This window comes from Sulfurospirillum sp. HTRB-L1, from assembly GCF_059415125.1.
Genome location: NZ_JCAHZR010000001.1, coordinates 251,388 through 266,329 on the forward strand (window position 1 = coordinate 251,388; position 14,942 = coordinate 266,329).

Annotated in this window: 15 protein-coding genes; 3 read left to right on the top strand and 12 right to left on the bottom strand. The window is 44.9% G+C overall.

Annotated elements, in window-relative coordinates; all coding sequences use genetic code 11:
• Window positions 1–10 precede the first annotated feature (10 nt).
• Window positions 11–1,321, bottom strand: a complete 1,311-nt coding sequence (locus AC5SLM_RS01195) for a deoxyguanosinetriphosphate triphosphohydrolase (protein ID WP_495249096.1) — start codon at window positions 1,319–1,321, stop codon at window positions 11–13.
• A gap of 126 nt (window positions 1,322–1,447) precedes the next feature.
• On the opposite strand from AC5SLM_RS01195, the gene AC5SLM_RS01200 reads away from it, so the two are divergent.
• Window positions 1,448–3,379: an ABC-F family ATP-binding cassette domain-containing protein gene (locus AC5SLM_RS01200; protein ID WP_495249097.1), complete on the top strand. Its 1,932-nt coding sequence runs from the start codon at window positions 1,448–1,450 to the stop codon at window positions 3,377–3,379.
• Here the strand turns inward: AC5SLM_RS01200 and AC5SLM_RS01205 are convergent.
• The 10 genes from AC5SLM_RS01205 to AC5SLM_RS01250 all read right to left on the bottom strand — a co-directional run bounded on the left by AC5SLM_RS01205 (window position 3,376) and on the right by AC5SLM_RS01250 (window position 12,293).
• The gene (locus AC5SLM_RS01205) at window positions 3,376–4,965 is read right to left on the bottom strand and encodes a methyl-accepting chemotaxis protein (protein WP_495249098.1); all 1,590 of its coding nucleotides are present in this window, start codon (window positions 4,963–4,965) and stop codon (window positions 3,376–3,378) included. The two genes, AC5SLM_RS01200 and AC5SLM_RS01205, sit on opposite strands and share 4 nt — an antisense overlap.
• Window positions 4,962–5,279, bottom strand: a complete 318-nt coding sequence (locus tag AC5SLM_RS01210; protein ID WP_495249099.1) for a hypothetical protein — start codon at window positions 5,277–5,279, stop codon at window positions 4,962–4,964. Before AC5SLM_RS01210 ends, AC5SLM_RS01205 begins: the two co-directional genes overlap by 4 nt.
• An 88-nt stretch (window positions 5,280–5,367) precedes the next feature.
• Window positions 5,368–5,661, bottom strand: coding sequence for a metal-sulfur cluster assembly factor (locus tag AC5SLM_RS01215; protein WP_495249100.1), 294 nt, complete (start codon window positions 5,659–5,661; stop codon window positions 5,368–5,370).
• Window positions 5,654–6,871: a hypothetical protein gene (locus tag AC5SLM_RS01220; protein ID WP_495249101.1), complete on the bottom strand. Its 1,218-nt coding sequence runs from the start codon at window positions 6,869–6,871 to the stop codon at window positions 5,654–5,656. The genes AC5SLM_RS01215 and AC5SLM_RS01220 overlap by 8 nt, the downstream gene beginning before the upstream one ends.
• A gap of 30 nt (window positions 6,872–6,901) precedes the next feature.
• Window positions 6,902–7,252: a hypothetical protein gene (locus AC5SLM_RS01225; RefSeq protein ID WP_495249102.1), complete on the bottom strand. Its 351-nt coding sequence runs from the start codon at window positions 7,250–7,252 to the stop codon at window positions 6,902–6,904.
• A 114-nt stretch (window positions 7,253–7,366) separates the two neighbouring features.
• Window positions 7,367–8,899, bottom strand: coding sequence for a bifunctional phosphoribosylaminoimidazolecarboxamide formyltransferase/IMP cyclohydrolase (purH, locus tag AC5SLM_RS01230; protein ID WP_495249103.1), 1,533 nt, complete (start codon window positions 8,897–8,899; stop codon window positions 7,367–7,369).
• A 96-nt stretch (window positions 8,900–8,995) separates the two neighbouring features.
• Window positions 8,996–9,721, bottom strand: coding sequence for an RloB family protein (locus tag AC5SLM_RS01235; RefSeq protein WP_495249104.1), 726 nt, complete (start codon window positions 9,719–9,721; stop codon window positions 8,996–8,998).
• Window positions 9,721–11,067: an AAA family ATPase gene (locus AC5SLM_RS01240; protein ID WP_495249105.1), complete on the bottom strand. Its 1,347-nt coding sequence runs from the start codon at window positions 11,065–11,067 to the stop codon at window positions 9,721–9,723. The genes AC5SLM_RS01235 and AC5SLM_RS01240 overlap by 1 nt, the downstream gene beginning before the upstream one ends.
• Window positions 11,068–11,163: 96 nt before the next feature.
• Window positions 11,164–11,919, bottom strand: coding sequence for a nuclease-related domain-containing protein (locus tag AC5SLM_RS01245; protein WP_495249106.1), 756 nt, complete (start codon window positions 11,917–11,919; stop codon window positions 11,164–11,166).
• A gap of 125 nt (window positions 11,920–12,044) precedes the next feature.
• Window positions 12,045–12,293 carry a hypothetical protein gene (locus tag AC5SLM_RS01250; protein ID WP_495249107.1) on the bottom strand — a complete coding sequence of 83 codons (249 nt, stop codon included), beginning with the start codon at window positions 12,291–12,293 and terminating at the stop codon, window positions 12,045–12,047.
• A gap of 242 nt (window positions 12,294–12,535) precedes the next feature.
• Between AC5SLM_RS01250 and AC5SLM_RS01255 the strand changes: the two genes are divergently transcribed.
• Window positions 12,536–13,879: an OprD family outer membrane porin gene (locus AC5SLM_RS01255; RefSeq protein ID WP_495249108.1), complete on the top strand. Its 1,344-nt coding sequence runs from the start codon at window positions 12,536–12,538 to the stop codon at window positions 13,877–13,879.
• A 54-nt stretch (window positions 13,880–13,933) separates the two neighbouring features.
• Here the strand turns inward: AC5SLM_RS01255 and AC5SLM_RS01260 are convergent, their stop codons facing one another.
• Complete coding sequence (locus AC5SLM_RS01260) at window positions 13,934–14,392, bottom strand: FKBP-type peptidyl-prolyl cis-trans isomerase (RefSeq protein WP_495249109.1); 459 nt, start codon at window positions 14,390–14,392, stop codon at window positions 13,934–13,936.
• A 122-nt stretch (window positions 14,393–14,514) separates the two neighbouring features.
• Here AC5SLM_RS01260 and AC5SLM_RS01265 point away from each other — a divergent pair, with 122 nt between their 5' ends.
• A complete protein-coding gene (locus AC5SLM_RS01265) occupies window positions 14,515–14,916 on the top strand; it encodes a cupin domain-containing protein (RefSeq protein ID WP_495249110.1) in 402 nt (133 codons plus the stop codon).
• Window positions 14,917–14,942 lie beyond the last annotated feature (26 nt).

Sequence of the window (14,942 nt, forward strand, 5' to 3'; positions counted from 1 at the left end):
TAAATTTTATTTACCGGCCCAATCCTGCCAACTGCCCCGCCAAACGGGTGGCGTAATTGTCTGTCATCCCCACGATGTAATCAAGTACGGCTTGGTACTTTTCATACAAACTTTGGGAGGTTTTTGGCGCATCGTTGCCCATGAGTGTTAGAGCCCGTTCGGTTTTGAAGCTTTTTTGATTTACATGTAACGCATACGCTGCCCCAATCAAATCTTCTAGCAAAATTCCGATGGTCCGATACGCCCCAAGTTCTAGCTCAATCTTGCGCGGTTCATTGAAAATGCGCTCGTGCCCCAACGCCTTGGCCCGTGCCAACCCCTCGCCTAATTGAAGGTCTGAAAACAAGGAAATCAAGTCCTTGACCCCTTCTTTGGGACGCAACATGTCATAGGCAATAAACGTCTCCACCGCGTGGGCACTCAACCGCCCAATGGCAATCGCACACAAGCGGGAAACCTTTTGAAAATCACTCAACGCCCCATCTTTAAGGGTCTCATAATAGGGCCCATCGGCGCACAAAGGCAAAAAAATCTCTTCCATCTGCCCCACTTCTACCATGCCAAGCTCTACCGCATCTTTGATGTCTAAAAGCGCGTAGCAAATGTCATCGGAAGCTTCCATGAGGTACGAAAAAGGATGGCGCAGGTAGGTTTGTTCTTTGGTAAGTCCAAACTCTTCAAAAATAATCTTCGCCAGTGCCTTTTCGCTTTGAAAATAACTAAATTTCTTCCCTTTTGAGCGCCCATCACACGCCTCCCAGGGGTATTTTATCATCGCCGCTTGAGTGGAGAGCGTGAGGCGCATCCCACCCTTGTAAGCATGGTTTTCAAGTTGCGTCACAATACGTAAACTCTGGGCGTTGCCATCAAAACATAAAAAATCCGCCATCTCTTGGGGTGAGATTTCCTCCATGAGCGGCGTGCCCGCATGGGCTTCAAACCACTCTTTGATGATTTCCTCGCCCGCGTGCCCAAAGGGTGGATTGCCAATATCATGGGCCAAACACGCGCTTTGCACAATGGCCGCAACTTCGTAGGGTGAATGTAAGGCTTCGGGTTCACACGTTTTCATGTATTCGCCCACGCCAAGCCCCAAACTTCGTCCCACGCTTGCCACTTCCAAAGAGTGAGTCAAGCGGTTGTGCACATGGTCGTTTTTAGAAAGGGGGTGCACTTGGGTCTTTTTAGAAAGGCGACGAAAAGGATTGGAAAAGATGATGCGGTCGTAGTCGGTTAAAAACGGCGTCCGATGGTTTCCGCTTTGGTCGGAAACATACTCACCCGCGTGGGTGTAGCGTCGCGTGGAAATAAGTGGTCTCACACGTCCCCTTTGTGGTGGCTTGGTTTTACGAGAGGTATCTTACCATATCTGACCCGTTTCATCCCTCCCACAGGCCTTTTACGTTAGACTTGCGCACCAAAACCCCTTTACATGTAAGGAAAAAATGTGGCAATGTTAGATTTGATTGGCATCAGTAAAAGCTACGAAACCCAAAAGATTCTCGAAGACGTGGAATTGTTCATCGGGCAAGGGGAGCGCATCGCCATCATCGGCAAAAACGGTGGCGGCAAATCCACCCTCATGAAAATCATCGACGGCTCGCTAGAACAAGACAGCGGACGGCGCATTTTACAACAAGGCAAAAGCGTTGAGATGCTCGCCCAAGTGCCTGTATTTGAAGCCACCGATACCGTGCGCGAAGCCATCGAAAAAGAGTTAGCCTCAGTCAATGACATGCGCTTAGCCTTTGAAGAGATTTCCAAGGCTATTGAAAATGACCCCAGCAACCCCAAACTTCACACGCGCCAAGAGGCCATCAGTGCTTTTTTAGACGCCCACAATGCGTGGAGTTTGGACGACAAAGTAGAGCGCGTGCTTCAAGAATTTGCCCTTAAATCCTTTGAAAATACCCCCGTTTCGCTCCTTAGCGGTGGAGAACAGCGCCGTGTTGCCCTAGCAGGACTCATCCTCAAAAAACCCGACATCTTACTCCTTGATGAGCCCACCAACCACCTCGACGTGTACATGGTGGCTTTTTTGGAAGAAATGCTACTTAAAGAAAACGTCACCCTTGTGTTCATCTCCCACGACCGCTATTTCATCGACCGCATCGCCACGCGCAGCATCGAGATTGACCAGTGTAAATTGCGCAGTTTTGAAGGGGGTTATCAAGCCTATCTGAGTGCCAAAGAGCTGTTGCTTAGCGCCATGCAAAAACAGCACGAAACCCTCTTAAAACACCTCAAAGGCGAAGAAGAGTGGCTCAGACGTGGCGTCAAAGCAAGGCTAAAACGCAACGAAGGGCGCAAACAACGAGTCTTTGAAATGCGCGAATCGGCCAAGAAAAACCCTAGCCAACTGCGTAAAATCACCCTAGAACTCGAGCGCGCCAAACACGCCTTCAATCAAGACAAGTCGACCAACCGCCAAAAAATGCTTTTTGAACTCCAAGGGGTAGGTAAAAGCTTGGGTGACAAATTGCTCATCGATGATTTCACCACGCGCATTTTGCAAAACGACCGCATTGCCATCGTAGGTAAAAACGGAGCAGGTAAATCCACGCTCTTGCGCCTTTTGCTAGGCTCCCTAACACCCGACACGGGCGTGCTAAAACGGGGGGAATTTTCCGTTGGGTACTTTGACCAACAGCGCGCCATGCTCGATGATGAAAAAAATCTTCTTGAAACCTTTTGCCCAAACGGTGGCGACCGCGTGGAAGTGCGAGGGTCTAGCATCCATGTGTTTGGCTATTTGAAGCAGTTTTTGTTTCCCAAAGAGTATTTGGACAAAAAAATCGGCATGTTAAGCGGAGGTGAAAAAAACCGCGTGGCCCTGGCCCTACTCTTTGCTAAAAATGTAGAATGTTTAATCCTAGATGAGCCCACCAACGACCTTGACATCCCGACTATCAACATCCTCGAGTCTTTCATCGAAGCCTTTCAAGGAGCGGTGCTGTTTGTGAGCCACGACCGTTATTTTGTAGACAAGATTGCCAAAAAGCTGCTCATTTTTACGGGCAATGGCGCCATCGAGGAAAGCTACCAAACCTACACCGAGTTTTTAGAACTCGAACAAGAAATTGCCGAGGCGGAAGCTTCGTTGAAAAACGTGGCCCAAGAGGCACCCAAAAAGCAAAAAACGAAGGGGGCAAAACTAAGCTACAAAGAACAGCAAGAGTACGAAACCTTGCCCCAAGAAATCGATGCGCTCGAAGAGGAAATCAAGGCCATCAAAGCCTGCCTTGGCAACCCAGAATGCTACCAAAAAGAGGGCATTTCTACCCTCACAGAACGCTTACATGTAAAGGAAAATGCCCTCGAACCCCTCATCGAGAGGTTCTTGGAAATCGAAGAAAAGAAAGAGACCCTTGAAGCCTAAACTTTAAAGCTTGAAAGGTCTTGTTCGAGGGTTGCAGAAACGGTGTTTAACTCTTTGGAGATTTCTAGCAAGGCTTTAGCAACGTGTTCATTGTCTTGGGACGCTTGCATGGTAGCGTGCATTTTTTCCATCAACACCTTTGTCATCCGCGCAATCTCCACGGCTTTTTGAGAAGATTTTTTAGAGATTGCAATAGACCCATGGGTACGGTCTTTGGTCTGGGAAGCCTTGTCCATCACGCTGTTTGCACTCATGGCGATACTTTCGATTTGCTGCGCATTGTGTTGCATGTTTTCGCTCAAATCCATCACCCCTTGCACAATCACTCCGATAGTCACATCAATCTCCGCAAGGGATTTTTGCGTACGTTCGGCCAGTTTTCGCACCTCATCAGCCACCACAGCAAAACCCCGTCCGTGCGTGCCTGCACGCGCCGCTTCGATGGCCGCGTTAAGCGCAAGCAAATTGGTCTGATCGGCGATGTCTTTAATCATCCCAAGGACCCCTTTGATCTGCTCGGTTTGTGTTACCACGGAGCCTATTTTATGGGCCATCTCTTGCTCTTTGGCACTAGAAGTTGCAATGTGACTCACCACTGTTTCTAGGGAAGTGGCCATGTCGGAGAGCACTTCGTAAGAAGCCATGTTGTCTTCTGCGGTTTTAATGGCAAGCTCTTCGGAAATGTCCAACTCTTGCTCGACTTTTTGTGTCAACTCGTAGGATTCTTGCACTTGCGCGTTTTGGGTTTTCGCACTTTGGAGCAAGCCCGAAGCGTTTTGATTCAACAGTGCACTCGTAGAACCCACACTGCGCGCCACCCCTTGGGTTTCTGTAACGGTGCGGTGGATTTTTTCAATAAACACATTCACACACTGCCCCACTTGCCCAATCTCATCTTCGCTTTTAACCACAACCCGCGCAGTCAAGTCGCCATCGCCACTGGCAAGGTCGCAAGAGCGTACCAAAAGCTCCTTTAAGGGCTTCCCGATGATTTCTCTTAACGCGTACACCAATGCCAAGGTGATAGCGACCAAAAAGAGGCTAAAAATGAGGATGAATTTAACGCTTCGCTGAGAAATATCAGTATCCACCAAGGCAAAAGAGTAGGTCATGTCCATCACCCCAAGCACGTCTCCTTGTTTAGAACTCGCATGACAGGCCAAACAATCTTCTTGGGCCACCATAGGTTGAATCAAGCGCAAAAAATGCCCTTTTTCATCATCAAGTTCGAGGTTAAACTTTTCTGGAGAAACAAACTGTTTTGCAATCATCGGGTCGGTGGAAACAACAGCATCTAAGCCAAAGGCGTTGATGACTTCTTGGGATTTATGAATCACGATGGAGGTAATCCCCTCAATTTGCGCCACATCATCAATCGCCGCTTGAATCACAGCAGGGTCTCCAAAATTCATCGCCCCTCGGATGGTTTGAAACACCGATTTTCCTAGCATATTGAGGCTATTTTCACTTTGTTGTAACGAGGAGTTTTTAAACTCATTGATAAACACAAACTGCATCACCGCAAAACTCACCAACAACACCCCTGCGAGCATCGCGACGATTTTTGTTCCCATGGAACGCTTCATAACGCCACCTTCCTTGCCCTAAAAAGGCGGTGTAATTCCATCTCTTCAAGCATGGTGTAAAGCTCGGGATTGCCAATCTCTAGGCTGATATTGAGCTTGTCTTTACTGATAAACTTCACCAAAAACCCAATCACCGAAGAGGTGATGATGAAAGAGTCTTTGATCTCCAAGACCATCTCTCTTCCCTCGCCTTCTTCGGCAATCTTTTGAATAGCAGTGCGAATCATACTCGCATCTGAGGAGCTTTTGATATTGCCTCCGACGCTCACCACTGCCACTTCACCCCTGATGTTGACATCTAAGCGTATCCCCACTACCAATCCTTTTCACGACACGAATTTATCATTTGTTGATTGTAGTGTATCTAAAATTACGAACTACTTTAAGTGTTGCCTTAGCGCTTTATGCCAGTGCTTTTTTTACTTCTTCGTTCGCCATGGTAACATTCCATGCTGGCTCCCAAACAATGGTAACGTTACATGTAGAAACTTCAGGAAGTTTCTCCACGGACTCTTTGGCCCATTGTTTTAACAGTTCGTGCAACGGACATCCGCGCGTTGAGAGGGTCATCTCCACTTCTACCACGTCTTCTTGAATGGTTACCCCATAAATCAACCCAAGAGCCACAATATCAAAGCCCACTTCAGGGTCAATCACCGTAGCCAACGCGTCGTACACTGTTGTTTCATTAAGCATCTTTTTCTCCCATTGTTTTAAATCCATACGCCCGCACAAGCACCGCACATAACGCCCATGTCCCCAGTGCCAACAACACGCCACCTGCCATTTGCACACTGTTTGCCTCCAGAAGCATCCCTGCACAAAAAAGCACCGTGCCACTTGCGCCCAAGATAAGCTGTGCATACGCAAAACGTTCCACAATCATCTCGTGCAACATGGGGACTTTTTGCTTGCCCACCAACGGCGCGATAAACTCATACCACACCAAAAAGGGCAAAATCTTATACAAATGGCCCGCCACAAAGTGAAACCCAAAGCCCACTAAAAACAAAAAGAGTGCCACTTTATACAGCGCCTCATCCCCATTTACAAGCCCCAATGCACCCAAACCTACTGCACCCACGAGAGAAACTAGGGCGAAAGCAACATTGTAAAACCAGTACTCTTTTTTCTTGCGCATCCGCCGCAATAAAATATGTACCGATTGGGCCACATACAAAAGTAACCCCAACCCTAAAAACACCCACATTGCCACAAAAGCATCCCCAAGGGCGCATCCGAACCCTGTGACAAACGCCCCTAACGCGGCTTTTGTATACAGTGTGCTCACCCCGTGCGAGAGCGAAAACATGGGCAAAAGCACCAAGGAAACGCCCATGACAACAAGCATCACAAATCCACCAAGGCTAAACACAGCATGTTTGATGAGCAATCCCACCACGTCCACGTCCAACCCGCCGCCGCTCATCGCAACAAGCAAAACCATCCCTAGGCTCAAGCCCACAAACAAGGCCACGCCCGCAACAAGCAAACACACCGTGACAAAACTCCAACGGGTTACGCCTGTGAAACTAAGCAAAAACAACACAGCAAAGGCCGCCAAAGAAAGGTAAACAAGCCCTCCTCCTGCGTGCATCAGTGCTGTTTTTTCTAGCAGCATCCCAACACTAAGCGCCACTACTCCAAGCCCGTAAGCGTAAAATAAAACCGTGCTTCCTTTGAGGGTAAAAAAGGGCGCTTCAAGCACCACAGGCACCAACTGGTACAAGGCACCCACGATGACCATCATCACAAACCCCAACAAATAGAGGTGAATAAACCCCGCCACAGGAAAGGCCAAAAGGGGCAACTGAGTCCCAATAAAAGGCAAAGCACTCATGCTCGCAAGCAACGCCACAGAAGCGGCAACAAAAAACTTTGACACCAGTGAAAAAGGTGGGGCCATCGCAATGGCACTTTGAGAAAGCATAATGGCTTAGCCCGCACAGTGCGAAGAAGAGAGGTCAGCGTGTTGCGTTGCGCCTTCTTTGTAGCTAAAGGTGAGCTTTACAGCACCGTGTTCAAGTTCTTCTGAGGCAATCTCGAACTGTTCGCCAATCTTACCGAGCAAGCCCACGGGGCTTCGGTGGTTAAGCATCACTACTTTGGTCTGGGGGTTTTTAATGTGCGCAAGAGCAAGCATGGCGTTGACCATGGGCTCAGGCGGTACGCACGCGCGGGAGTCAAACCCGATAAAGTGGATGCCCTCCTGGGTGTACTTTACAAAGGGAACGGTAGCACCCTCTTCTTGAAACGCAATCGCATCGCTAGGCCATACTGTTTTCATGAAACTATCCTCTTTTTTTGGGAGGATTATAGGAGAAGTTGAGAATGAATGTCATTGATAGATATCAATCAAGAGGGTGCGGGGTGATGGCGCGCATCACCCCGAAAAAAACTGTTAGTGTAAAAAGTGGCGAATCCCTGTGAAATAGAGCGCCATGCCGTGTTCATCGGCTGCGGCGATGACTTCATCATCACGGATGCTGCCGCCGGGTTGGATGATGGCTTTGACACCTGCTTTGGCTGCGGCGTCCACGCTGTCGCGGAAGGGGAAAAACGCTTCGCTGGCCATGGCGCAGCCTGCTACTTCTAGGCCCATCTCTTTGGCTTTTAACAGAGCGCATTTGCCCGCGTCCACGCGGCTGGTCATGCCCATTCCGATGCCTACCATCATGCTATCTTTGACGTACACGACGCAGTTAGATTTAGTAAGGCTGGCGACTTTGTAGGCGATTTCAAGGTCGGCGAACTCTTGGGCTGAGGCTTTGCGTGCGCTTTTTTGCTCGGCATTTTTGACTTCGTCTTCGCCCACTGCGTCGGCTTCTTGGTAGACAAAGCCACCATCGACGTGCTTGAAGTCGTACGCGTCATTGCTGAGAACCAAAAACGGGCTTTCTTGGGTGAAGATTTTGATGCGTTTTTTGCTCTCAAAGACCGCTAGGGCGTCTTCGTCCACGTTGGCGGCGATGATGACTTCGATGAAGATTTCGTTGATTTTCTCCGCTAGGGCTTTGTCTAGCTTGCCATTGATGGCCACCACACCGCCAAAGGCGGAGACAGGGTCGCATTTAAGGGCTTCGGTGTAGCTTTCCAAAAGTGTGTTTTTGATAGCAAAACCGCACGGATTAGCGTGCTTGATGATAGACACCGCGGGGGCGTCGCCAAAGGCCGCAGCGATTTTGACTGCGCCGTGGATGTCGGTCATGTTGTTAAAGCTGGCTTCGCCTTTGAGGGCTTTGAAGTTGTTGGAAAAAAAGTAGTCAAACTCGTACAACGCGCCCTTTTGGTGGGGGTTTTCGCCATAGCAGGTGTCAAATGCTTTGGTGCCGACGATGAATTGTTTCGCCCCAAAACCGCCGTTGAAACGTTCATTCATGTAGTTGGCGATCATCGCATCATACGCACCCGTGTGTTCAAACGCCTTGACCATCAAGCCACGGCGAAACTCTAGGGTGTCAGAGCCTTCTCTCAGGGCTTCAAGTACCCCGTCGTAGTCTAATACGTCGGTGACGATGAGGACGTCTTGGAAGTTTTTGGCCGCACTGCGCACCATGGCAGGGCCGCCGATGTCGACGTTTTCGATGATGGTATCAAAATCGTCCGTTTTGGCGATGGTTTCTTTGAAGGGATAGAGGTTCACGCACACAAGGTCGATGCCCGTGATGCCGTGCTCTTTGGCGGTCTTTACATGTAAGGGTTCGTCCCTACGGTGTAAAATCCCCCCGTGAATGTAGGGGTTGAGGGTCTTGACCCTGCCATCAAACATTTCAGGAAACTTGGTCACTTCGCTAATCTCAACGGCGCCAATGCCCGCTTCTTGGAGTTGCTTAAAGGTGCCACCCGTGGAGACGATCTCCCATCCTAGTGCTACTAATCCTTGGGCAAACTCCACAATGCCCGTCTTGTCGCTTACGCTTATCAATGCTCTCACAACGCATCCTTACATGTAAAGGTTTTAAACCGCGATTGTACCTAAAGCTTCTTTTAAGGGGGGTTAAATGGGGGGGTATCCTTCGTTTATGCCCAGTTATGCATAAGGCCTGTTTTTAATTTCTTGTAATTTTAATACCAACTCATGAATTTTAGTGGATGGATTATCAGTTGCTACACTATGACAATGCTTAAGTAGTTTTTCAGCCCTTTTAATCGCAGTTTTAATTGTATTATCATTAAAAATATAACTCAATTCTTCAGCGCTTAAATTTGAAATATTTTTTTCGTAATTTGGAAGATGCTCTTTTAGTTCATTTTTTATTAAAACTTGGCAAATTGAATTTTTCATTGTTTTAGAAAATGGCTTTGTTGTATATGTATAATGCAATAATAACCATAGTTCAAAACATGGAATTGAGTTAATAACAGATAAAACCTCTTTCGGTGCAAAAGAGCCAGCATGAGATAAAGCATTGCTATAATTAGTGTGAGCATCTTTATCTATAACACAAAAAACCAAATCATATTCATACTTGGTATCTTTTGCTTCTTCATACAATGATATAGCATATTCAACAACTCTTTTGGGACAACTGTATTTTGCCCCAGTTACTTTAATATCTGTCGTTGCAAGTCTTAAGTGATCAACTAGCTTATTAAAATATATTGGTTCAGTTTCAATTCCTTCAGAAACAATCAATACCCTTTCTAAAGTTTTTTTTGTTTCTGAAGTTCGACCATCTTTTTGTAATTTCCTAGCCTCTTTCCGCTCTGCTCTTCTTTTTTTTGCCTCATTTGATTTTCTATTTTCGGTGCCCATTATGAATCCTGATTAGCTTCGTTTTTGTCTTCACCTAAAATCTTAGACATTTTAAAACTAATTTTTTCAAAATATGGAATAGCACCATACCGCCCAGTCAAATATGAACTTCCAATATCTTCATAATCTTTTCTGGGTTTAAAATCTGAAAGCGGATAAATTCTTGTGCTCAAATTTTTGTCTCTCTCGCAAAACCACACTTGATCTCTTCTTAGGATTTCTTGATTTAAAATTGATGTTTCATGTGTCGTAAAAATAAGTTGAGCATTATTCTTATTTAATTCACTATTAAACATATCAACAAGCAATTTAACTAACACAGGGTGCAAGTTATCATTAAGTTCATCACAAAACAAAACATTACCATTCTTCAAACTCTCCAACCATAAACTAGCAAAAGCAAAAAGCTTTTTTGTGCCATCCGATTGCTCTTTTAAATCTAACTTAATGCCATTGGAATGTACAAATTCTACATTAATTCTTCGATTAAATTTTTCCAAAACTTCCTCTGGCATATTTTTTAATAATAAATTTTGCACGGCCAGTAGTGCTTCTCTTTCCTCGCTATCTTTCATTGTTGCAAGCAATTCTTTTTTGTTCTCGATTTTTAGCCCAATATCCTCAACGTCTATGCCAGCTGCCTTTAAAAATCTCACAATGGCATTTTTAGATTCCACATCCATACAAAACTCTTTTGTGAACTCATCCGACCAACCGTGAATACTAATTGGAGTCAATTTATTTTTAAACCAATTATGCACTGGGGATAATTGTCCTTCTTCGCTTTCTTGCAAATTAATAGCGGTTGATAAATAAAGTGCATTTTTTTTAGTTGCCTTTTCCCAAACTTTTTTTTGCCCTTTAAACAAACTGCTATATTCGTACTCATATTCTCCAGTATCTTCATTAAAAAATCTGCTATACCACTGCTGTGGTTGGCCTTTTGGGTAAGCGGTTAAATATTCTTCCAAAATCCTCTCTTTTTTTAGCACAATTTCAAGGTTGTATTTAATGCCCTCCTCAACAAATGTAAGTTCAAATGTAGTTGGCTCACTGTTTGCACTATCGTTAAACGCAAACGGCTTCACAGGCAGAGGCGAATCAATGTTGTATCGTGTTGAAGAATCAAGGACAATATCTCTAAATATATCCAGTGATTCCAATAGTGTAGATTTTCCTGATGCATTAGGCCCATAGATGGCTGTAGACTTTAATAAATTTATGCCATCTTTATAAAAAATTAAATTAGAATCCTCCATTTCTTTGTAACTGTTTACTGCAATCATGTTAAAGGATTGTTCTTTATAAATAGAGCGGAAGTTGGAGACATGGTAGTCAATAAGCATTCCATTTGGCCTTTTAAATTAAAAATTTCTCTAAATAATATCAAAAATTGATGAAAAACTGTATTAAATTGTGTGATTCTAATTTTTATTCATTTATTAACTATGTATTCTTGCAATATTCCGACACTTCGGATACCCACTGCACCCGTAAAATTCCTCTCCCGTTTGCCTATTGCGTCTTAAAACCATCTCCCTGCCGCACTGTGAGCATGTTTTAGATGTTTGTGTTGACATGGGTTTCGCACTGTGCCGCTCGTGTAAGTTGGCAACATGCTCTCTATTGGTTGAAAAGTTTTGCTTGAGGCGTTTTTGACTTAGGGTTTCTATTACTCTTTCAAACTGTTGGGCGGAGAGTTTTTCTTCTTGGAAAGATTCGATGTAGGACGTGTATTTTGCATTGATGAAAACATTGTTTGGCATAGGGGTTTTAAAGCTACAATCACCCGCAAAAACAACAATCGAAACAAAATTATCCAAAGGCAATGCCAACACCTCTTCTAGTGCCTTGATGTGGCGGTAATTTTGACGCAAAGGGTTTTGAAAGCGGTGTTTTACTTTGAAGATTTGTTGTGTCCACGTGCTTTGGTGCTCACCTCCAAAAATCCACCCTTTCATGTTTTTTGTCTCAATCACAAAAACACCATAACGAGAGACGATGACATGGTCTATTTGTGTCGTAGAGCCGTCTTTTAGCTGTAACGTGATATTTTTGAAATTGACATATTTTTCTTTATCGAGATAGATAGAAGTGGCAGCATTAACGGTGAGTTCGCCAATTACGCCCTTCATCCAAGGCGTTTTGAGCAAAACAACAAGCGCAAAAACAAATCCGAAAAAAAGCCAATAAGTCACTTTAACTATCCTTACATGTAAAGCCGTTTTACACGGAGTTATTCCCAAGGCTTCTTTTTTAAAGTGAGCTAGCCAGAGGAGTGCAATTTTTAAATCGTTTTCAGCAAGAAAGCGAAGTTTTTAAATCAAAACCACCTCTTTAATTCACTTTTTATAGCACTCCACTCTCGACCCATAGAGCGGTTTTTGTGAAAAGAATCAATTCTAGAACCAAGCTCTTTTTTTTGCTCTTCGCTAAGTTTGGAAGTAGTATTGGTTTGGGAAAAATCACGTATGTCATTGTCGACAATAAATTTCAATGCTTTCATTATCTCATCTTTTGAGCTGTTAAAAAACTTCTCGATTTTTGGCTCTTCTATTGATAGTTGTATCACAAATACCTTCTGTGCATGAGATGAAAATTATACCACACTGCGCTCTTGCAACGCATCCTTACATGTAAAGCCAAAAGTTAAAAGCTTAACCCTCTATTTAAATTTTAAAAAAATCTTAAATTTATATGCTATTTTCATGCTATGGACTTAATGTAAGATTTTAACAGATTTCTTGTATAGCCTAACCCATTTCATTGCGTTAGCTTATGCAAGAAGTCTTAGAACTTTCAAAAGGAGGAATTATGAAATTAGTTAAACTTAGCGTGGCGGCTTTCGTAGTTACTGGACTTGCGTCTAGCTCATTTGCGGCAGATACACTTGCCGATGCATTTAAAAACGGGAAGGCAACGGGTGAGTTAAAAGCCTGGTATTTTGATCGAGACACGGGAGATCAAAATGATGGGACACTGGCAAAAGGTGACGCCGATATTTTTTCAACAGGTGTTATGCTTGGTTATATAACGGATTCGCTACATGGGTTAAGCCTTGGTGCGACATTTCAAGGAAGCCATTCTCCTTCCGCCAACAGTGATGCAAAAAATCTTTACGGTACAGATATGTACGGTTCAGGCGCGGTACTCTCAGAAGCATACGTAATATATACTCTTGGCAAAACAACGGCAAAAGTGGGTCGCCAATTTATTACAAGTCCACTGGTTAGTAGTTCTGGTTCACGTATGATAAAAGAAGCGTTTCAAGCAGCGGTTCTTATCAATACGGACCTTCCCGACACAATATTGATTGCGGGCTACTCTGACAAATTCCAAGGCAGAACATCCAATTATGACAGAAGTGTAAACGGTGCGGATTCTGAGATGCCTCGCTTTAAAAAAGAAGCGGTATTTTATGGAACCGGCACGACTGCTGGATCAAACGTTTTTGGGTTTGACGGCGCTTACACAGCGGCTGCGATTAACAAATCTATCACAAACTTGACATTAACAGGTCAATACTTATTTGTAAATGATGTTGAATTCACAAACGGCGGCGATGCCAATGTTTTCTACGCGGAGGGTAACTATATAGTGCCTTTAAGCAACGCGAAAGTACTTTTCGATGCAACTTATCGTGGTTCTAGGACATCAAATGAGACATTTGATAGCTTCCATGTTGAAGGCGACATGTACCAAGGCCGTGTTGGTTTTAGTGGGTTGGCAGGTTTTAATGCGTCTTTTGCCTACAGTACCGTAACCAGTGGACAATCTGTTCTCTTGGGTGCAGGAAATGGACCAACAACCTATACAGCTCCACTCATCAAAGGCGCCGAAGTGACTTCAGGCGCAAATACCGACGCTTACAAAGTTGAAGTTGGTTATGATTTTTCACAAGTTGGCGTTGCGGGGCTTAAGGTCTTAGGTCAATATGTCAAAGTCAATCAAGACAAACATACTGCTGGCACTTTAGCAACAGTACTAAATGGTGTCTCTATCGACACGGAGTCGACTTACTGGGAGGGGCAAATTTCTTACGACCTTCCTTCTGTTAAAGGATTAACGCTCTCCTTAGAGTACGAAGATGGCAAAAAGAAGACAACCTCAACAGTAAGTTCAAACGAAATGAGATTTAGGGCTAACTACAAATTCTAATGTGTACACGTTTTAATTTTCTCTAAAACAGTGGCAGCAATGCCACTGTTACTTCTAGTGCTGATGGCTCTCCTTAAGTATCTCCGCAATCGCTTCAGGGGACAAGTACTCTATCTCGCGCACCTCACCTTTGGCTATCATGGGGACTCCTGCGTAGGGGTGGTTGCCATCCACTAGGGCGTGTGTGGTGTCTAGTTCGACTACGCGGTACACGACCCCCTCTTCTTCCCCGTCTAGTTCCATCCCAAGGGCAACTTCAAGAGGCAAGTCTTCTAAAGATTCGCGCAGTACCAACTCCTCCCTAAACTCCCCAAAAGCTTCGCAAGCGGTGAGCTTCACACAAAACGTATCGCCCACTTTTTTGCCTTCCAGTGCCTCTTCTAGCTTTTGAAAAAGGTGTCCGTACCCGCCGTGAAGGTAGATTACCTCTTGGTCGTTTTCTTCTATGGTGTTTCCGTTTTCATCTTGCAACTCTAGGTCAATGGAAACCAGTGTGTCTTTTTTGATGTGCATCTTGCATCCTCTTTTTTGGCCAAATTATAGTCAATTTCCCTTTAGACAAACGTTTACATGTAACGCTAAAAATCCCTCAAATAGGTTAAAATACTCTTCCCATTTCCCCTCAAAGGCGCTTTATGAAAAGGTTTTTGTTTTTGTTTTTATTCCTCACAAGCTCTGTGTTTGCCTCGGCCCAAACCCACGTGGTCGTCTTAGCAAAATCTTCCCAAAGCTGGGAGGGCTCACCCCTGCCCGCTTACCCTAAAGATGCACCCGAAATCTCTGTGCTCAAGATTACCATCCCGCCCCACACCACCCTTCCCATGCACAAACACCCCATCATCAATGTAGGCTACATGGTCAAAGGCACGCTCAAAGTTGTAACAGAAGAAGGCGAAGTCTTGCACCTCAGCGCGGGTGATGCGATTATCGAAGTGGTAGAAAAATGGCACTACGGCGTCAACGAAAACGACGAACCCGTAGAGATAGTAGTCGTTTACGCAGGAACAAAAGAGAGCGTTTATAGCATTAGCAAATGAACCTTGGGCAAAAGCGCCCAAGGTTT